Origin of the sequence: Segatella copri (genome assembly GCF_051861805.1) — a bacterium.
In the GTDB taxonomy this organism is placed as follows: domain Bacteria; phylum Bacteroidota; class Bacteroidia; order Bacteroidales; family Bacteroidaceae; genus Prevotella; species Prevotella copri_M.
Genome location: NZ_CP146520.1, coordinates 2,118,200 through 2,138,908, shown reverse-complemented (window position 1 = coordinate 2,138,908; position 20,709 = coordinate 2,118,200). Strand labels below are relative to the sequence as shown.

Annotated in this window: 17 protein-coding genes; 11 read left to right on the top strand and 6 right to left on the bottom strand. The window is 49.1% G+C overall.

Annotation, left to right across the window (positions count from 1 at the left end; all coding sequences use genetic code 11):
• Window positions 1–145: 145 nt before the first annotated feature.
• Window positions 146–1,576 carry an SLC13 family permease gene (locus V8Z93_RS08185; protein WP_203051537.1) on the bottom strand — a complete coding sequence of 477 codons (1,431 nt, stop codon included), beginning with the start codon at window positions 1,574–1,576 and terminating at the stop codon, window positions 146–148.
• Window positions 1,577–2,219: 643 nt separating this feature from the next.
• On the opposite strand from V8Z93_RS08185, the gene rpsA reads away from it, so the two are divergent.
• Window positions 2,220–4,001, top strand: coding sequence for a 30S ribosomal protein S1 (rpsA, locus tag V8Z93_RS08180; RefSeq protein WP_203051536.1), 1,782 nt, complete (start codon window positions 2,220–2,222; stop codon window positions 3,999–4,001).
• Window positions 4,002–4,264: 263 nt separating this feature from the next.
• Here the strand turns inward: rpsA and V8Z93_RS08175 are convergent, their stop codons facing one another.
• The gene (locus V8Z93_RS08175; protein WP_439431230.1) at window positions 4,265–6,817 is read right to left on the bottom strand and encodes a C10 family peptidase; all 2,553 of its coding nucleotides are present in this window, start codon (window positions 6,815–6,817) and stop codon (window positions 4,265–4,267) included.
• 663 nt (window positions 6,818–7,480) lie between these two features.
• Between V8Z93_RS08175 and V8Z93_RS08170 the strand changes: the two genes are divergently transcribed.
• From V8Z93_RS08170 to V8Z93_RS08125, 10 genes are all read left to right on the top strand, one after another.
• Window positions 7,481–8,038, top strand: a complete 558-nt coding sequence (locus V8Z93_RS08170; RefSeq protein ID WP_439431229.1) for a hypothetical protein — start codon at window positions 7,481–7,483, stop codon at window positions 8,036–8,038.
• Window positions 8,019–9,098 carry a hypothetical protein gene (locus V8Z93_RS08165; protein ID WP_439431228.1) on the top strand — a complete coding sequence of 360 codons (1,080 nt, stop codon included), beginning with the start codon at window positions 8,019–8,021 and terminating at the stop codon, window positions 9,096–9,098. Before V8Z93_RS08170 ends, V8Z93_RS08165 begins: the two co-directional genes overlap by 20 nt.
• Window positions 9,099–9,440: 342 nt before the next feature.
• Window positions 9,441–11,711, top strand: coding sequence for a bifunctional DNA primase/helicase (locus V8Z93_RS08160; protein ID WP_439431227.1), 2,271 nt, complete (start codon window positions 9,441–9,443; stop codon window positions 11,709–11,711).
• Window positions 11,712–11,771: 60 nt separating this feature from the next.
• Window positions 11,772–12,200, top strand: a complete 429-nt coding sequence (locus tag V8Z93_RS08155; protein WP_203038648.1) for a hypothetical protein — start codon at window positions 11,772–11,774, stop codon at window positions 12,198–12,200.
• Between the two features lie 546 nt (window positions 12,201–12,746).
• Window positions 12,747–13,211: a D-Ala-D-Ala carboxypeptidase family metallohydrolase gene (locus tag V8Z93_RS08150; RefSeq protein WP_439431226.1), complete on the top strand. Its 465-nt coding sequence runs from the start codon at window positions 12,747–12,749 to the stop codon at window positions 13,209–13,211.
• Between the two features lie 21 nt (window positions 13,212–13,232).
• A complete protein-coding gene (locus V8Z93_RS08145; protein WP_203038646.1) occupies window positions 13,233–13,328 on the top strand; it encodes a smalltalk protein in 96 nt (31 codons plus the stop codon).
• A 393-nt stretch (window positions 13,329–13,721) separates the two neighbouring features.
• The gene (locus V8Z93_RS08140) at window positions 13,722–14,336 is read left to right on the top strand and encodes an HU family DNA-binding protein (protein ID WP_439431225.1); all 615 of its coding nucleotides are present in this window, start codon (window positions 13,722–13,724) and stop codon (window positions 14,334–14,336) included.
• 220 nt (window positions 14,337–14,556) lie between these two features.
• On the top strand, window positions 14,557–15,720 hold the full coding sequence (locus V8Z93_RS08135; RefSeq protein ID WP_203051319.1) for a PCMD domain-containing protein: 1,164 nt from the start codon (window positions 14,557–14,559) through the stop codon (window positions 15,718–15,720).
• A 112-nt stretch (window positions 15,721–15,832) separates the two neighbouring features.
• Window positions 15,833–16,597 carry a porin family protein gene (locus V8Z93_RS08130; protein WP_203051318.1) on the top strand — a complete coding sequence of 255 codons (765 nt, stop codon included), beginning with the start codon at window positions 15,833–15,835 and terminating at the stop codon, window positions 16,595–16,597.
• Window positions 16,598–16,680: 83 nt separating this feature from the next.
• On the top strand, window positions 16,681–18,255 hold the full coding sequence (locus tag V8Z93_RS08125) for a calycin-like domain-containing protein (protein WP_439431224.1): 1,575 nt from the start codon (window positions 16,681–16,683) through the stop codon (window positions 18,253–18,255).
• 288 nt (window positions 18,256–18,543) lie between these two features.
• Here the strand turns inward: V8Z93_RS08125 and rplT are convergent, their stop codons facing one another.
• From rplT to V8Z93_RS08105, 4 genes are all read right to left on the bottom strand, one after another.
• Window positions 18,544–18,888: a 50S ribosomal protein L20 gene (gene rplT, locus V8Z93_RS08120; protein WP_089544559.1), complete on the bottom strand. Its 345-nt coding sequence runs from the start codon at window positions 18,886–18,888 to the stop codon at window positions 18,544–18,546.
• 39 nt (window positions 18,889–18,927) lie between these two features.
• On the bottom strand, window positions 18,928–19,125 hold the full coding sequence (rpmI, locus tag V8Z93_RS08115) for a 50S ribosomal protein L35 (protein ID WP_006846865.1): 198 nt from the start codon (window positions 19,123–19,125) through the stop codon (window positions 18,928–18,930).
• A gap of 79 nt (window positions 19,126–19,204) precedes the next feature.
• Window positions 19,205–19,891, bottom strand: a complete 687-nt coding sequence (gene infC, locus V8Z93_RS08110) for a translation initiation factor IF-3 (RefSeq protein WP_203038636.1) — start codon at window positions 19,889–19,891, stop codon at window positions 19,205–19,207.
• 269 nt (window positions 19,892–20,160) lie between these two features.
• Complete coding sequence (locus V8Z93_RS08105) at window positions 20,161–20,535, bottom strand: GxxExxY protein (RefSeq protein ID WP_297028061.1); 375 nt, start codon at window positions 20,533–20,535, stop codon at window positions 20,161–20,163.
• Window positions 20,536–20,709: the final 174 nt, after the last annotated feature.

The following is a 20,709-nucleotide window of genomic DNA, read 5'->3' as shown; positions in this document are numbered from 1 at the left end:
GATTTCTCGCAGAGATAGATTTCTCGCAAAAATAAATTTCCTGCAAAGAGGATTTCTTATAAGCTTATAAGAGGGCATTGTCAAAAATCTACGTCTTTTCGTTCGGGATGCGTGTTCACATCCCCTTTCCTTTATCAGATATGGTTTAAATCATCAAGTACATGGTCCCGCCCATCAGGGTGTGCGAGAGCAAGAGGATGGCGAGTCCCAGCACGCCACCCACCAGGGCCTTCCAGCCTATGTTGCGGAAATACCAGACCATGTGCATGTGCTCCATCTTCATCAGGGCAAGGCCGCTGATGGTGCCGATGCCGAGCACGTTGCCGCCAGCCATCACGCAGTAGGCGATGACCTGCCAGTATACTCCATTGGTCTGATATACAGAGTCGAGCGCCGACTGAGGGTCGCCCAGTCCCACCACGTCGTGCAGTGAGAAGAAGTTCATCGCCGTAGCGAAGTTGTCGAGCACGGTGCTCAGCACTCCAGCCGCAATGCCATGCAGCCACACGTTAGGATGCTCATCGCTTACGCCCAGCCATGCCGTGAGGTCGCCGAAGGCACCCGTCTCCTTCACCACGCCCACAGCCAGCATCATGCCCATCACGAAGAGCATCATCTGGATAACGCCATACTGCAATACCAATGGGGTACGGCGCTCCACCATCGCATCCATGTTCATGAGCTTGCGATTGAAGATTTCGTTCACGATCCAGAGGATACTGAGCACGCACAGCGCACCCAGGAACGGACTGAGTTTGGTGATGTTATGGAAGGTAGGGATAAACCACAGGCCTCCGATGCCCACCAGGAGCATCAGCAGTCGCTGCCACACGTTGAGGCGCGTGTCATCGCCGCGGAAAGGCATGGCAATCCACTCCGTCTCCACCCTATCCGGCAGCATGCGCTGCATCATTGCCGTAGGCACGAGCCACGCAGCCAGGCAAGGAACCAGCAGCGAGAGCGAGAAGATGGTGGCAGTAACGGCTCCGGAATTCCAGAGCACCAGACCTTCGGGGTTACCGATAACGGTAAGCGCACCGCCGCAGTTGGCGGCAAGGAGGATGGAACTGCCGAATATCATTCGCTGTCGGCGACTTGGGATGATGCCGTGCATGATGGTGAGCATCATGACGGTGGTAGTAAGATTATCGAGGTTGATAGAGATGATGAAGGTGACGATGGCGAGCATCCAGAGCATCTTCCTGCTGCTGCGTGTGCGAAGCAACTGGCGCACGAAGTCGAAGCAGCCGTTGTTATTGAGTATATCCACGATGGTCATGGTGGCGAGCAGAAAGAGCACGATCTCGGCAGCCCTGCCCACCTGTGGAAGGAAGATGTGCCTGGAGATGAAGTACTTCACGTTGGTGCTGGTAGATTCCAGGTTCGTGAGGTCTAGATAATGGCTGTAATCTGCAGAGTGTTCGTTAGTCACGAAGTCCATACCGAAGCATATATATAGCACCCATCCCACCGTTCCGGCGAAGATAGCCACGGCTGCACGGTTCACTTTGGTCACGTTCTCGGTTGCAATGAGTACGCAAGCCAGTATCAGTATGGACAAGATGACTAGTGTCATAATACTCAATAGTTATTCATTTTTTCATATTTCGGGGCAAAGGTAACAAATATTTTGTAATCCGCAACATTTCGGGATGATTTTTTAATGAATTTAACGCAATTTTCATGCTATTGATTTTTTCGCAGCGATTTTACTGATTGCATATTCATTCATATTCATCGGATTACGCGGAAAAAACGGAACATTCTTGCTCCACGGATTACGCACGGAATTTAAACGGAAACTCGACCTGACGGTCGTAGCGATACCCCCTATAGCTGAAAAAAGCCAGCCATTATTGGACAATTGCAAGCTAGCCTATACGGCGCAAGCCCAATGGCCGCAAGGCCAAATCCGTTTAAATTCCGTGCGTAATCCGTGGAGCAAGAATGTTTCTGATAACTCCGCGTAATCCGATGAAGAAAAAACGATGAAGAGATGAAGAAAAAACGATGAAGATGAATATGAATACATATATATATTATAGTAAACACCCAAGAAAAATGAGAAGAAACGCCCATTTTAGTTAAATATCATTAACAAACAAAAGAAAAGAGATGCCAAACGCTTGTAAACCAAAGAAAATGAGTAACTTTGCAGCCGATTTTTAACAATATATATAAAGTCTAACTTTATTAATTTAAATTTTTAATTATTTTTTATGTCAAATTTTAAGAACGTACAGCCACTCGACGACTTCAATTGGGACGAGTTCGAGAACGGCACAAACGCAGGCGTCAGCAAAACAGACCTCGAGAAGGCCTATGACGAAACATTGAACAAGGTAACTGAGCACCAGGTTGTTGAGGGTACCGTAATCTCTGTAGACAAGAAAGAGGTTATCGTAAACATCGGCTACAAGAGCGATGGTATCATCCCAGCTTCAGAGTTCCGTTACAACCCAGACCTCAAGGTAGGCGACAAGGTTGAGGTTTACGTAGAGAACCAGGAGGACACAAAGGGTCAGTTGGTACTCTCTCACAAGAAGGCTCGCCTCAGCAAGTCTTGGGAGCGTGTTAATGCAGCTCTCGAGAACGAGGAGATCATCCAGGGTTACATCAAGTGCCGCACTAAGGGCGGTATGATCGTTGACGTCTTCGGAATCGAGGCTTTCTTGCCAGGAAGCCAGATCGACGTTCACCCTATACGCGACTACGACGTATTCGTAGGCAAGACAATGGAGTTCAAGGTTGTAAAGATCAACCAGGAGTTCCGCAACGTCGTTGTATCTCACAAGGCTCTCATCGAGCAGGAGCTCGAGCAGCAGCGTAAGGAGATTATCGGCAAGCTCGAGAAGGGTCAGATCCTCGAGGGTACCGTTAAGAACATCACTACTTACGGTGTATTCGTTGACCTCGGCGGTGTTGACGGTTTGATCCACATCACAGACCTCTCTTGGGGCCGCGTAAGCGATCCACACGAGGTTGTATCTCTCGACCAGAAGATCAACGTTGTTATCCTCGACTTCGACGAGGAGAAGAAGCGTATCGCTCTCGGTTTGAAGCAGCTTACTCCACATCCATGGGATGCACTTGATCCAAACCTCAAGGTAGGTGATCACGTGAAGGGTAAGGTAGTGGTTATGGCTGACTACGGTGCATTCGTTGAGATTGCTCCAGGTGTAGAGGGCTTGATCCACGTATCTGAGATGTCTTGGAGCCAGCACCTCCGTTCAGCTTGCGACTTCATGAAGGTAGGCGACGAGGTAGAGGCTGTTATCTTGACTCTCGACCGTGCTGAGCGCAAGATGAGCCTTGGTATCAAGCAGCTCAAGGAAGACCCATGGGAGACAATCGACGAGAAGTTCCCTATCGGCAGCAAGCACGTTGCTACTGTTCGCAACTTCACTAACTTCGGTATCTTCGTAGAGCTTTCTGAGGGTGTTGATGGCTTGATCCACATCTCTGACCTCTCTTGGACCAAGAAGGTTAAGCATCCATCTGAGTTCACTCAGGTAGGCGCTAAGATTGATGTTGTTGTTCTCGAGATCGACAAGGAGAACCGCCGCTTGAGCCTCGGCCACAAGCAGTTGGAGAAGAACCCATGGGATGAGTATGAGAACATCTACACTCCAGGTTCTATCCACCAGGGTACTATCATCGAGATGATGGACAAGGGCGCTGTCGTAGCTCTCGCTGAGGGTGGCGAAGGCTTCGCTACTCCAAAGCACCTCACTAAGGAGGACGGCACAATGGCTAAGAAGGGCGAGACTCTCGACTTCAAGGTTATCGAGTTCGTTAAGGAGACAAAGCGTATCATCCTCTCTCACTCTCGTACATTCGAGGAGGGCAAGGACGAGCCAATCGCTAAGCCATCACGCAAGCACAATGGTGGTCGCAAGAACAATGATACTCCAGCTATCAACAACGTTGCTGCTGGTACATCACTCGGCGACATCGATGCTCTTGCTAAGTTGAAGGCTCAGATGGAGGGTAAGGCTTAATTCTCCGGAATAATAAGATTTTACTTATCATTTGCATTCAAATTATAAGGACTGATTTCTCTGCGAAGAGAGTCAGTCCTTTTTTTATTTACAGAACTTTCACATGTGGTTTAAGCACGGGCTGAAGATCCATGATAATATAAAAGGAAACATAAAAATGAGGAGGGTGTGTCTTGGACTTTTGACACACCCTCCTCAACTTATTTTCTTGATTCTACTTAAATCTCTGGAAATCCTTTACTTCACAAGAATCTTATGATTCTTTACTTCACCAAAACCTTCTGATGATTTACTACGTAGATGCCGAAAGGAAGACCGAGACGCTGGATATCGGAACCAGCAGCAACCCTCTTTATCTTCTGACCACTCAGCGTATATACATCCCAGAAACCAGAGGCATCCATTTCTATGCCCGAAATGCCCGAAGAAGAACCCGATACATAAACCAGATTCATCGCAGGATTCATTCTTACCCGCTTACCTTCCACAGTGAACATTACGTAAGGAGCCAGATGAGTAGGTAAATCCACCGTCTGATAGTTCTCGTCCACACCCAGCAGATAACCGCAGATGGTATTGGAACCAGCTTCCTCCGGAGTCACTGAACGGGTGATAGTGGTCACCTCGCCATTACCTGGAAGATTTATCTGCTCAGCACCATTCGGGATTCGGAACGTCGGCGTAGTCTCTTCACCGCCTCCGGCATACGCAAAGGCTATCAGGATGGATGCATCCTCACCATCATTCTTAATCTTATAGGTAAACTCAGCCTGCTCGCCATTTACTCTAGGCGTTCTCATCTGCTTGCCGCCATAGAAAGCCAGCTCCGTCTCGCAAAGATCAGGCTCGGCATTCGTTGATGTCTCAACCAGATAAATCGGCGGCTCATAACCCTTGTCCACCGTAAACTTCTGGGCATCAACCAGATTGCGATTATAACCGCCACTCAGTTCATCCAGCCAGAGATAGAAATCTCCCGCCTGCTTAGGAAGCAGATTGAAACTGCGTGTTACAGAACCATGCGCTGGAACCGAGACGTAAAGCTCCCTTGCCAATGCTGCACTAACCTGCTCGGCCTTGTCGCTGAATGAAACATCAATGTAACCGAAATACTCCAAATCGGACAGGTTGCTGAGGGTAACCTGGAAGGTTCCGTAGGCACCCGTCTCCAGTTTTTCCGGTCCCGTCACCTGGGCTGTCAAAGGAGAAGTCACGTCCATTTTGGTTTTCGTGATCTTCAGCATAACAGAAGGGAAGCTTGAAGGTATATCGCACAGCGTCCAGTTTTCTCCATCCTTGCTATAGAGCGGACAGAGGGTTACGGTGCCCACCTCAAACGCCTCGTTCACGCGGAAGTTTACATCAACTACAGATATCATTCCCTCGCCAGGAATAGGGTCAACATTGATGTGAGCCTTCTGGCTGACAATCCTGTAACTTCCATCCTTCTGCAGGATGCCCAAAGCAACATAGCCGCTGAACGCCTGGTATGTCTGATTGCCTAATCCATAGTCCAGCCAGAAATCAAAGGCTTCATCCGGATTCTCTCGGGTATCTTTGGTTGTTGTTTCCAGGAAACCATAGTTCATCGCCTTGATGTCGGGCACTGTGGCAAGCGGCGCATCCACCACTCCATTGTCCGGAGCGATACCGATGGTCATGGAGCAAAGGCGGTTATAACCTTCCGTAGAACTTCCGGAACCGGTGCCGCCCTTCTCCGGATTGAGAAGCGAAAGATCGAAGTAGCCGTTCTGACTGCCGCTCCATCCCCAGTTGATGTGATAGAGACCTTCGCCATCTATGCCGTCACAGATAAACTGATGTCCGCCATCAGAAGCCTGTCCGCCATAGAGCACAGGTCTGCCCGCCGCCAGTTCGGTATCGATGATCTGCATCCACTTATCCATGGTGAAGGAAGAGCGGCTCAGATCCATCATCAGGTCGGCATCATAGCCGAAGTATTTTGCCAGTTTGGAGGCAGAAACCGAAGCCGCCGATTCCGGACCGTAGTTCATCTGCACGGCAGCACCGCAATGATACATGAGTTTTGCCACGGCATCCTTCTGCTGCTGTGTGGCATTCGCCTCCTTATTATATTTAGGCAGCATGTTGTCCCAGTCGTAGACGCCCTCTTCCTGGGTGATGGTAGGAATCTCCATCGGGATGCCGTTCCATCGGTTCACGTAGCCCGGAATATCCGCCTTCAACTGCTTTGGATATTTGTAATATGCCATCACCTGCGCCATCGCCGTGGCCACGCATCCGGTGGCAGCCACATGCACGCTGTCGTATTTTGGACACATATTATTATAAGGCGAAGTCTGGTCCCATTCAATATTTCCCAGGAGCGGAGCTACGGCAGAGGTAGATGCTGCAGATGCATTTTTCTTATTTCTCCACGCCTTGATTTCCGCAAGATTTTTCAACGCCTCTGCATCGCCTAAGTTCACCTTGTTGTAAAGATTCTGATAGGCTTCCATGAAGCTGACGAATCCCTCTGGGAGATTGTTCTCGTCGTAGGAACCCTGGCTGGAGTATCCCACGATTTCGGGCAGTCTGTCGTCGCCCGATACGATGGTGAAACCCTTGCTGTTGGCATTAGGGAACACGTAATAGCTTTCCTGCGAGAGGGTAATCTCTCCTTTACTACCTTGTTTTCTTGCCTTGGTCATCGCCTTCTGGTCGATGGTAACGCCCAGCAGTGCCGCCTGCTTTTCGGCGATAGCCTTAGCCTGCTGGAAGCTTCGCGGACCTGCCATCACCACTATAGGGATGAGCAGGGAGCCTGCGAAGAGAAGTAATCTGTTATTCTTCATAAGCTCTTATTATGTTAAATTGTTTGTATTCTTCAATTTTATATAGTTCATTCTCCTACCCTGCAAATATACGTTAATTATCCGAAACTACCAAATTATTTCTGTTAAATTTCGCAGAGACTTGCAGATTTTTTGAAAAGCGAAAAGCGAGGAAGAGAATATCATAAATTGCCGGACTTACGCAAAGAGAATATCATAAATTGCAGGACTTACGCAAAGAGAATATCATAAATTGCAGAACTTACGCAAGTAGGCTCCACACGCCCTGAAAGGGCAGAAGCTCCTAGCCCAGGGCATCGCCCTGGGTATAATAGCAATCAGCAAAGCGCCCTGTAAGGGCAAAAGCTTTGTATATTGCCGGTATTTAAAAGCTTTTGCCCTTACAGGGCGACAGGCTTGCTTCCATCATTACCCAGGGCGATGCCCTGGGCTAGGAGCTTCTGCCCTTTCAGGGCGTGTGGAGGAGATACTTGCGCAAATTCTGTTACGATTTATTATTACAAAAACAAAGTTTTTCATACTGAAAACAAAGTTGGGTCGGAAACAATTTTCAATACTTCACGACTATAGTAGAGGAAGTATTGAGCTTTTTGGCTATGTCAGTTTTTTTTAATTCTTTTGTGGTGCGTAAGGCAAAGTCGCCTTCGTGAAAAGAAAAGAATAATGGAAAAAGGAAAAGGAAAGCCCGATGACTCATTGGGCAACATCTACATCACATACGATGTAGAGATGGCTCAGAAAGATCCGTTCTACTTGGAAAGATGGGTCTTTCTGAAAAAGGAGAGTAGCAAAGTTAGCAGCTTTGTACGAAAGCTGCACAAGCACTATGGCATACACAAGAATGTGTTTGAAATGACCCTTAACATGAATAACAGCACAGTGAATAAATACTTCGATATCCCCGATAATCACTGCCTCTCGAGAGATGCCATCGACCGCATGGCCGTATGCATCATCCTGTTGGAGCCTCCGCTCAACAAGAACAGCGAATTTATCGAAAGTTGCAAGAAAGCAGGAACAAACTTCAAAGGGGTGATTCCCTGGATGAATGATAAAGATTTCGAAAATCTGAGAAAGGAGTTTAGTAAGGCATTCGGCACATTTGGCAGTTATCTGACAGAAGATGTCAAGAGCTTCGAGGCGGTTAACAACCTGAATAAATTCTACTTCAACAAATTCAATCATAAAATTCAGAATTATAATGACAAACAACACAACTAGCAATGCAAGCGACTTCACCATCAAGCCACTCACCACCAGCGTCGACATCATCACCGAGCGCCAGCTTCTCGCCTCCTGGGCAAGAGCCGGGCTCTCGGATTCGCAGATTCTCAAGATGCTGAAGCTCTACTTCGGGGAGCCGGCATGGATGAACATGAGTAAGATATACGACTGCCACATGTTCACCCAAATAGCCCAGGGACTCAAGTTCAGAAGCAAAGACAGCCTGCTTGAAACCCTGCTGAAATGCAACGGATTCGGGAAAATATGGAAGAACGGGAAAGACGGGCATCAACCCAAAAATCTCAAAGCCTTCTACACCCCCATCTGGCATCAGGCAGAAGAGAATGACATGGAAAATCTGCAGGATATGCAGAAAAAAATGCATGCTGGAGATGCTTATATAGATAATAATATTAATAATAAAAAGAAAATATATAAAAGAAAAATATCTAGCAAGTATGCTAAGCTTCTCCAGGATGCAAAAAATTCCGAAGAGAGAGAAAAAGTGATTGCAGATTGTGCCAGAAATCTTCTCAACCATATTGCACAGCATGATGACCCTTACAATGCCATCATCAAGCCCATCAATGAGGAGACGATGGCTGAAATTCCAGGACTCTATCTAGACACTTCGGAAATGCATCCCATGACAATGGCCACTATCCAGTTTTTCAATGGTTACATCTGGCCTTATCTTCTGGAGCACAATGAAAAGCTGATGAGCATTGATAGCGAAGAGGGGCAGGCAATATGGCTCAAGTATCTGATTAACCAGGAGTTCATGCAAAAGAAAGTGACGCAGGCCATCGCCGACACGAAGAAGTATCTGGCACAGCATCCCGGGGAGAGGATCCGACAGAACCGCCCCGTCTCTCCATTCGAGTATCAGGACCAGGCGTCGAAGCAGAGATTCTACGACACCCTGCTGCCCAATGGTGCCATCGCCCAACACCGCATCCCGCCGGAAGCCCCACCCCGACCATCCGACCAGGCCACCTGGAGCAAGTTTACACACTGCTGGAAGATGGAGGAGATGGAGAATGATGGAAAGTCGTAAAAGATGATATATATCAACGAGAAGGGGGATCATTATTCATCGGATTCCGCGGAGTTATCGGAACATTCTTGCTCCACGGATTACTCACGGATTTTAAACGGAAACTCGACCTGACGGTCGTGGCGATACCCCCTAAAGCTGGAGAACATAGAGACTCATAGCTACAGCAATAGTGCAATGAGTACGGCGCAAGTGGAATGAATACGGCGCTAGCCCAATGGCCGCAAGGCCAAATCCGTTTAAATTCCGTGCGTAATCCGTGGAGCAAGAATGTTCCGTTTACTCCGCGGAATCCGATGAAGAAAACAATACTGATTTTTTGAATTTAAACAAACATAAATTATGGCAGACAATCAGCAACTAAACAAGAGAGAGAAGCCTCGATACTATGCAACAGACTTCCCCGAAATCCTAGAGAAAATTCCTCTAGCGGATAGAGTACTCTATCTGAGATACCAGGAACAATTCCACGGTATCGGAAAAAGCAATGCATCCTCATCCAGCGATGCATCCTCCGAAAAGGTAACCCTGGCGCAACTCAGAAAAATCACGCAGGACGCCATGAAGGAAATCCACAAGCAGCCCGTCAACATCAAAGTGACATGCCCTACCTGCGGAAAGAAACACTGCTACGTGAAACGTTCCGACGGCAGAATCTACTGCTTCTCGTGCGAAATGAAGGGACAACTCGACGAGATGAAATCACGCAGCTACAACGCTCAGCAGGGAGCCGACGGCAGCTTCAACTCCGACGGCAGCTTCAACCCCGACGGCTACTCCAACGCCACCAAGAGACGCAACGGCAAGGACCTGCCCGACAACTACGTGCCCATGAGCACCGACGACTACAAGGAAATAGATGCCGCCACCCGCTCCATCCTCTACCCCATCTACCCCTTCAACGACCCCGAGGAAGAGGCACGGTTCATCGAGCACTTCCACCCCGCCAACGTTGCCCAGCGCAACCCCAAGGCGAAACCCATGCTCCCGCCGCAGCGCATCCTCTCGCTCCAGGGCATGGTGCAGAGATACATCCAGGAGATGAACCTCTCGCCCGATGTCATCCGAAAGGAGGGCGTGATGTGCGCCTTCATCATGCAGCCCGCCAACGACGCCAAGAGCGAGGACCCCAAGGGCGTGGAGGAAGTGCCCGCCATCGTATACTGCAACCGACTGTTCGGAAAAATCATCAACGCCAAGTTCCGCAGCGTGCAGCAGAACCCCGTCACCGACGAATGGAGCAAGGGATTCACCCAGATTTCGCCCACCAAGCCCTGCGCACCCTACGGCATCGACAGCATCAACGACCTGCGCCCCGACGCCGGTATCATCCGACAGATCATCATCACCGAGGGCGAAAAAGACCGCCTCACCCTGATGAGCTGCGGATTCCCCTACGTGCTGAGCGTGGCCAACGGCGCCGCCACCAACATCGCCGAGAGCCACGAGGCCTTTGAGGAATGGATTCTGCAGGCTGAGGACATCGTAATCTGCGGCGACTCCGACCGTCCGGGAAGAATGCTCGTCAAGTCGCTCATCAACCAGTATCCCACCCGTGCCAAGGTGGCGAGCCTGCCCAGCGGCAAGAAAGACATCAGCGAGGTGTACGAGGCGTTCGGCAAGGACGAGGTGGCGAGAATCATCAGCGAGGCCAAGCCGGCTAACGAGGGCGACGTGTACGACCTGGAGGAGAATGCCGACGAGGTGCTCGACATCCTGATGGGCAACTACGACCACGGCTACGAGGTGGGCATGGGCAAGCTCACCGACAGCATCTTCCACCCCACTTCGGATGGCGGACTCATCATCCTGACGGGTCGCCCGAACTCGGGAAAGACGGATTTCCTGAACTGCATGATGGCGCATCTGATGTACAACTGCAACAAGCGCGTGGCCTTCTTCTCGTTCGAGAAGCCTATCAAGGGTAAGCACGTGAGGGAGATAGCGCGCATAGCCCTGGGCGTGGAGAACACGGAGACGATGGACGGCAACGAATCGCCCGAGGAGGCGCGCCTGGTGAACCGCCACGCCCTGAAATTCCTGATGAGCCACATGGTGGACTTCGACACCAAGAGCCGTCTGCCCGACAGCAAATACATCACGGAACTTGCCGAGAGCGAGATGAGGAAGAAGAAGCAGAAGATAGATTTCCTGGTGATAGACCCGTATGTGTTCATCAACGTGACGGAGGGCGGCAGCCGTGCCACGGAGACGGAGAAGGTGAAGCTGATGCTTACCCGACTGCAGCAGTGGAGCCGTGCGCATCACGTCTGGACGGTGGTGGTGGCGCACCCGAGAATTCAGTATAAGGACGGCCACGAGGCATTCCCGCCGCTGGATCTCTACAGCATTGCGGGCAGTGCGCAGTGGGCGAATCTTGCGGATTATCTGCTCACGGTGACTCGCGTGAACAAGCCTCAGGAGGGCAAGACGTATTCCATCGTAGAGATGCTGAAGGTGAGAGACCAGGAGTTCTGCCGTCCGGGCAAGGTATACTACATGAGGCAGCCCTGCGGCAGATACGACGAGCGTGCATCAGAAGAGGAATGCATCGCCGAGGTATTGTATGCCAAGGTTTTGCCGAAGGACGAGGAGCCGTGGGAGAAGGGATAGTTGAGAGTTTATAGTTGAGAGTTTATAGTTAACAATCTTATTTTCAAGATATTGATGCCTATGACAAAAAAAGAATACAACGAATTGAAGAAGCGGGCACACGAGATGATGCTCGCCGACTATGAGTGGATATTGCAGCAGGACCCGCAGCGGTATCAGTGGACGCATACACAGTGCTGGCTCATCGAGTTCGTGCACGACGTGAGGGATATCGCCTCGCTGAAGAGCATCAGCGTGGAGGAAGAGGTGGACCCCTGGCACGACAATCATTTCCGTCCGCAGCCGCTACAGCAGCTCTATAAGGACATCTTCGGTCAGATGGGCATCCCCGTGCCCCACTACCCCGCCAAGGCCCTGAACAAGCTGAGATCCATGGAGCAGCGCCGCCGCATCTTACCCGACAGCATCACCCTGTTCTACATGAAAGAGATGCAGAAGAATCCTCCCTGCCGCATCATCGAACTGCTGCTGATGATGAACAGAGATTGAGTCAAAGGGAGGCTAGATTGAATCTGAAGTGAAGCTTACTTGGAGCCGGGGTGAGGCTCAAATGAACGTTACGTAAGGCTCATTCCAACCCGGAGTGAGCCTTACTCCGGCTTGGAGTAAGCCATGCTTCTTATTGGCGCAAAAAGGATGTGTCAATATTCATCGGATTGATTATTCATCGGATTTCACGGAAGAAACGGAACATTCTTGCTCCTCGGATTACTCACGGATTTTAAACGGAAACTCGACCTGACGGTCGTGGCGATACCCCCTATAGCTGGAAAAAGTCTGCCATTACTGTGCAATCGCAAGCCAGCCTATACGGCGCTAGCCCAATGGCCGCAAGGCCAAATCCGTTTAAATTCCGTGCGTAATCCGTGGATCAAGAATGTTCCGATAACTCCGCGTAATCCGATGAAAAAAATGTCACCCACAATGTCACCCTGAAACTCTTGACAAGAGCCATTTTTTTTTGTATCTTTGCAGTGTAATTCAGAAGAAAGTAGTAGGTAAAAGATAGATTCACAAATTAATAATCTAATGCGTATGGAACAACACACAGAACTGGAACTGGAGAGGATGCAGCAGATGCTCCTCTCCACCCACTTCACCCTAGGAGAGTTTCTCCGTTCGGGCACCGCCATCAAGTATGGCATCGACAACACGCCGCAGGATGCCATCATCATCATCCGCCTGATGATGCTCTGCGAGCAGGTATTGGAACCCCTGAGAAAGAATTTCGGAGTCATCACCGTTACGAGTGGCTATCGCTGTCCGCAGCTGAACCTGGCTGTGCACGGTGTGCCGGGCAGTCAGCACACCCTGGGCGAGGCTGCCGATCTTTTCATCCCCAACGATGAGATTCTGAAGAAGTATTCCGGCTTCATCGAGGAGCATTGCCATTTCGACCAGATGATCCTGGAGCCTCGTGGCGCCTCGCCCGGCACGCAGCGCTGGCTTCATGTGAGCTACACGATGCGAAGGAAGAACCGTTATCAGATTTTTTTTTAATGATTTAAGAAAGGAGATACTATGAAGAAAGAGACATGGAAAGCAGTGATTCAGATTGTCATCTCGGTGCTCACAGCCATCGCCACATCGCTTGGCGTTAGCTCGTGCATGAGCTGACAGCAATCAATTTGATTCATTGAATTCTTATTCATCGGATTTTAATTCATTGAATTCTTATTCATCGGATTTCACGGAAGAAACGGAACATTCTTGCTCCTCGGATTACGCACGGAATTTAAACGGAAACTCGACCTGACGGTCGTGGCGATACCCCCTAAAGCAGGAAACGAAGACAAGCCATAACGTCGATATCACAAGCCAGCCTATACGGCGCTAGCCCAATGGCCGTAAGGCCAAATCCGTTTAAATTCCGTGCGTAATCCGTGGAGCAAGAATGTTCCGATAACTCCGCGTAATCCGATGAAGAGAATCCGATGAAGAGAATCCGATAAAGAGAATCCGATAAAGAAAAGAACAGATATTTTTATTAACCCTTTAAATCTTTGTATTATGAGCGTAAAGTACAGAAAAGTGAAGAACAACCGCAAGGGCTCAGCTACCCGCGGCAAAATCTACGGCAAAGCCGTAGTAGACGGCGTGATCCGCACCAAGGAAATCGCCGAGAAAATCGGTAAGCGATGCACCCTCACCGAGCCAGACATCATCGCCGTGATCAACGCACTGGAAACAGAAATCGCCTATGCCCTCGCCGACGGCAAGCGCGTAATCCTCGACGGATTCGGTTCCTTCAAGGTGGGCATCAGCACCTCCCCTGCCGATACCCCGAAGAAGTTCACCACCGCCAACATCAAGGGCTTCCACGTGGTCTTCGCACCAGCCATCGAGATGTACATGAACAAGCGCATCAAGTCGATGCTCCGTGGCGTGAAGGTGGAGGAGATGACCGAGTACAACGGTCTCGACAGCGGTTCTGACGGCACATCAGGCGGCGGTTCCGACGGCGGCGGTAACTCTGGAGGAAGCTCCACCGGTGACAACAAGGACACTGGAGGCTCTGGTGACAACAAGGACACAGGAAACTCTGGTGACAACAAGGACACCGGAGGCTCAGGCGACAACAAGGACACCGGTAGCTCAGGCGACAACGAGCACATTGTACTCTAGCCGAACGAAGCTGTGAAAGATTCTGCAGGAGATTCTGCAGGATGAATCCTGCTGGCTTAAAAATTGAAAGGCGACGAAGTCACAAAGGCTTCGCCGCCTTAATTTTGTTTAATTTCGGAACTAATATATCTAAAAAGAGAAAAATATTTGGTAATTTCGGGTTTTCTGCTTAAATTTGCACCTGAATCATCACGAATAATTATAATATAAGGTGACATTTATGAAAAGATATTCAAAATTCATACCTATCCTCGCGATAGCACTATCTGCCCCAGCATTCACCTCGTGCTTCAAGGACGAACCCCTCAATGCCGAATGCGACATCGAGCAGGCCTTCATCCCCAACAACGGCAACTGGGAAGAATGCTTCCTCAAAGCCACAGATACCCTGCAGAACGTGATGTCTACGGAAGATGAAATCAGCTTCCTCGTAAAAAAGGGAACCGATCTCTCGCACTTCGCACCGAAATTCCAGATTACACCAGGCGCTACCCTATCGCCTGCCAACGGTTCGGTGCAGGATTTCACCAACGGGCAAGTAACCTACACCGTTACTTCCGAGGATGGCAACTGGAAACGGCAGTACAGAGTGGGATTCACCTTCCCGCCCGTGGTTTACGAAGTGATGAAGTACGACTTCGAAAACTATTTCCTCAACGAAAACAAGCCCGTTCATAAATATTATGTCTGGAGCGACAAGAACGACGACGGTACGCTTGCCAACAACTGGGCTACGGGAAATCCGGGCTTCTACATGAGCCGAAGCTCTGCCAAGCCAGACCAATATCCAACGGTGCCTGTGGAGCAAGGCTACGACGGTGCCTGCGTGAAGCTCACCACCAGCGATACCGACCAGTTTGGCGCAATGGCCAAGATGCCTATCGCTGCGGGCAACCTCTTCATCGGAAAGTTCGACGCCAGTCAGGCACTGAAGGATGCCATGAAGGCCACCCAGTTTGGCGTGCCCGTAAGTTTCAAGCCTACCAAATTCAGCGGCTACTACCGATACAAGCGTGGCGATGTGTTCACCAACCGCCAGAAGAAGGTGGTGGAAGGCAAGAAAGACTACGGCACCATCTATGCCGTGTTCTACGACAACCACGACGCCGAGGGCAACAGCATCGTGCTCTATGGCGACAACGTGCAGACCAGCCCTCAGGTGGTGGCAATCGCCAAGTTGCCAGACATCGACGACACGCCCGAGTGGACCCATTTCGACCTCGACTTCGTTTATAAGAAGGAGGTGGATGCCCAGAAACTCAGAAACATGGGCTACAGCATGGCCATCGTCTGCTCATCGAGCGTAGAAGGCGCCTCGTTCATGGGAGCCATCGGAAGTACATTGTGGGTGGACCAGTTCCGCATCGCCTGCGAAAAGGAATAAATGATTCTGCAAAAAAAGAAGATTCAATGAGAAGATTCTTACAAAGAAGATTCTTACAAAGAAGATTCATTAAGAAGAGATTGAGAAGATTTAGAAAAAAGAAGACAAGACAATGAAAAAGCCATTCATCATATCAGCCGCAATCCTATGCCTCTGCTCTGCTGAGGCATGGGGACAGAATCTGGGAGAACTGCTCCACAAATTCACCTACCAGGCACGCATCGGCTACAATCTGGGTGGCACTGCCCCTATCGGCATGCCTGCCACCATCCGCACCCTCCACAGCTACACGCTGCAGCCTAACCTGCTGCTCGGCATCGACGCCCACTATCCCCTGGACAACAAGTGGGGACTGATGTTCGGTCTGCACTTCGAAGGCAAGGGCATGAAGATTGATGCGGGCGTAAAGAACTACCACATGACCATGGTGAAAGGTGGTGAGCAGCTGGATGGCGTGTTCACGGGCAACGTGATAACAAAGGTTGATCAGAACCTCGCAACTATCCCAGTGCAAGCCACTTACGACGTTACGGAGAAGCTTCGCCTGAAGCTGGGTCCTTACTTCTCCTACGTCACCTCGCATAAGTTTGAGGGCAGCGCCTACGACGGTTATCTGCGCCAGGGCGACCCTACGGGGCCCAAGGTAGAACTGGGACATGAGGACGGAGAGCGTGGCGAATACGACTTCTCGGACGATATGCGCAACTGGCAGTTTGGCATCGACGTAGGTGCCGACTGGAATTTCTCGAAGCGCTGGGGCGGCTACGTGGGCTTAACCTGGGGCTTATCAGAAGTGTTCAAGAAAGACTTCCACGTGATAGAGCAGTCGATGTATCCCATCTACGGCACCATCGGACTGAGCTATCAGCTGAAATAGGAAATCTGCTCCAGAATATCTTATATATAATAATGTATAGGAGAGAAAAATCAATTATATCAAAATAAAAGAAAGGAATAATTATGAAGAAAATTTTTACTTTAGTAGCAGCAGCGCTCTGCTCTATGTCGATGATGGCAAAGGAGTATACCTGCCCTCTCGTGGTTAACATGATGGGAACGGACATGCCAGTGGGCGACGTGAAGGTGAACGTAGATGAGCAGGGAGAAGGCAAATATACCATGAGCCTGCTCAACTTCAAGATGAACGATTTCATGCAGATTGGTAACATCGTTATCAAGGATGTAGAGGCTACCAAGTGTGGCAACGTCATCATGCTCAATGCAGCAAAGGATATCCAGATTACCAAGGGTGACGATGAGAACGTAGAATGGATGGGACCAGGTCTCGGCAACGTGAACATCATCTTCAAGGGAGAACTGAAGGGCAACAATTTCAACGCCTACCTCAATATTCCATTGGCCGGCGGCATGATTGTCGGCGTGAAACTCGGCGAAAAATGCAATGAGATGGGTCAGTTGCCAAACGCCGGTTTCGAGAAATTCCACGAGGCATCTTACAACGACGCCAAGAGTCAGGAGCCTAACGGATGGCACTCATTCATGAGCTCTACCGGCAGCATGGCAAGCATGGTTTCATCACCAGTACATACCTATGCTTCTTCTGAAGTGCGCGAGAACGCAGCAGAAGACAACAAGCAGTGTGTAAAGATAGTTTCTACTCCAGTGAAGGTAGGTACATTGGTTGTGGCTTCTGCCAACGGTACCATCACCACCGGTCGCCTGAAGGCAGGCAGCATGGATGCAACCAGCAAGGACAACTGCTCATTCCTGGATTTCAACTCTACAGAAGTTGATGCCAACGGCGATCCATTCTATGCTGTGCTCAACAACAAGCCTGATGCCATGAAGGTTTGGGTGAAGTTCAAGGCTGGCGACGGCAACAAGAATCCTAAGGCTACCATCAGCGCCCTCTTGACCAACGGCAAGATGGCTCAGGACCCAGAGGACGAGCAGTATGCAGCCAACATCATTGCCCGTGCCCAGAACTCTTCTATCGAGAGCAAGGACGAGTGGCAGGAGATTACCATCCCATTCACCTACAATAATGCTGAGGAAATGCCTAAAGCAGCCCTGGTTACCATGTCAACCTGCGCTGTGCCTAGCGGCGGCAGCAAGAGCGAGACCAATCCAGACGTTTTGTATGTAGACGATGTAGAGATGGTTTACAATGCCGGCGTGAAGAAGGTTACCATGGATGGTGAGGACATTACAAATAAGTTTGATGAAGCCGGCGAGTTGGAGATTGAAGGCTACAATAAGAATTTGGATATCAACAACTTCCAGTTGGAGGCTATCGGTGCAGGTGCCTACGTTACGAAGAAGATTACCGGCGACGGTTTTGATACTTACGTAAGCTTCACCGTTACATCCAACGACTTGAAGAACTGCGTAACCCGCACCATCACCTTCAAGGATTACACCACTGGCATCAAGAACCTCGAGACCATCACCCTGCCAAACGGCGTGAAGGCCATCTACAACATGGCAGGTCAGCAGGTTACCAGCATGCAGAGTGGCCAGGTATACATCGTGAAGTATACCAATGGCGAGAGCAAGAAGATGATTAAGAAGTAAATGAAAAATCCCCAGCCATCAAATGAATGATAGCTGGGGATTTTTTTGCTTTTTATAAGTTATTCTTCTTGTTTCCAAAAGCTGGATGGGTTCTTTCTCATATAATAATATGCAAGATTTTGAGGAATTATTTAATCATTCTTGAGGAATTTTCTATTTTCCGGGCATAAAAAAAGATTGCATCAGCGGAAATACTTCCAACCAATGCAATCTTCAGTTTTCTTTAATCTAGAGGCCAAACACTCTCCTATCGGGAAAATTCCGGAAGAAAAGAGTCTGGCGTCGGATTTACTTCACCTTAGCAACGATAGCCTTGAAAGCCTCTGGGTTGTTAACAGCGAGGTCAGCGAGAACCTTGCGGTTGATCTCGATACCTGCCTTGTGAAGAGCACCCATCAACTGGCTGTAGCTCATACCATCGAGGCGAGCAGCAGCGTTGATACGCTGGATCCACAATGCGCGGAATGTGCGCTTCTTGTTACGACGATCGCGATAAGCGTAGGTAAGACCCTTCTCCCAAGTGTTCTTAGCTACTGTCCATACATTCTTGCGAGCTCCATAGTAACCCTTAGTGAGCTTCAAGATTTTTGTTCTCTTTGCTTTAGATGCAACGTGATTTACTGATCTTGGCATAATTTTTTTTCTTTAAAAGTTCGACTAAAAAGTTAATAATTAACGGAGGCAGAGCAAGTCGCGAACCTGCTTCAAGTTTGAACGGTCTACGAGAGTCTCGCCGAGGAGATTTCTCTTCTGCTTCTTTGTCTTCTTAGTCAAGATGTGACTGTGAAAAGCGTGATGACGCTTAATCTTACCTGTACCGGTGAAACGGAATCTCTTCTTTGCGCCGGAATTAGTCTTTACTTTTGGCATTTTTACTTTTAATTTAAATTGTTATTTATTATAGCGATGGCAACGCATATACCAGGGCGTTACGCATCTTTTTTCTTTCTTAATCCTCTGCTCCCTCTGCGAGTTTCTTCAGGGCATCGCCGCCTTTGGCATTGGCGAGCAAGCCATTCTTCTCGGCATTAGCCTCGCGCTCTGCATCAGCAGCGGCCTTGGCTTCAGCCTCTCGCTTCTCACGGTCCATCTTCTGCTGGCTCTTCTTGGCTGTGCCAGCCTTCTTTGGACTCATGTAGAGGAACATCTTCTTACCCTCGAGGCGTGGCATCTGCTCTACCTTTCCGTATTCTTCCAAATCATTGGCGAAACGGAGGAGGAGAACTTCACCCTGCTCCTTGAAGAGGATAGAACGACCGCGGAAGAACACGTATGCACGAACCTTGTTGCCCTCGCTGAGGAACTCCTTGGCGTGCTTGAGCTTGAACTGGTAGTCGTGCTCATCGGTCTGAGGTCCGAAACGGATTTCTTTGGTCTCCACCTTCACCTGCTTCTGCTTCATTTCCTTAGCATGCTTCTTCTGCTGGTAAAGGAACTTAGAATAGTCAACTATACGGCAAACTGGTGGCTGGGCATTAGGGGATATCTCGACCAGGTCAAGCTCTTGCTGACGTGCCAAGTCCAACGCTTTACGTGTAGGCATCACTTCTGCTCCGCCTTCACTTACAACTCTCACTTCACGTACGCGTATCTGTTCGTTTACGCGGTACTGATTTTTCATTTTGTCATTTTTCATTAACTATTCGATATATTCTTTTGTCTTTTTGATTAAACGGCTGCAAAGTTACGAATTTTCCATGAAACCACCAAATTTTCAGCGGGTTATTTTCATTTTTAGGCTTATTTTTATTTATTCATGGTTTTATTCAGATGTTATTCATGATGTTATTCATCGGAATACGCGGAGTTATCGGAACATTCTTGTTCAACGGATTACGCACGGAATTTAAACGGACTTCGACCTACGGTCGATGGAGGCTAACGCCATAAAGGAGGACAATATTACTAATAGCGCACTAAACGCCTGAAATGGAATGATGGATTGCCGAAATTCATCAGGAAACCAACTTTATAGCCTGTTACTTTTAAATAGTTGATGACTTGAGATTCACAACTGGTATCCAAATCTGTCACTGCTTTCAACTCCAATATCACCTTATTATCTATCACGAAGTCTGCCACATATTTACAGGCCAACGTTTTCCCATGATACACGATATCCAATGGTTTCTCTCGTTCAAAAGGTATTCCCATTTCTGATAGAACCACAGCCAGAGCCTCCTGGTAAACCTTTTCAAGAAAGCCACACCCCAATTCCCGATGCACCTGATAAGCTGCAGCCAGAATCTTATCCGTCAATTCCTTATATAACAATTCCATACCTATAATATTTAAATTCATATAACACAAATAGCAAACCTCATCCTCACACCTCATCCTCACACCCTTCCTCAACCCTTCCTCACACCCATTATCGCCAGAATGCCATCGACCGAAGGTCGAAATCCGTTTAAATTCCGTGCGTAATCCGTTGAGCAAGAATGTTCCGATAAC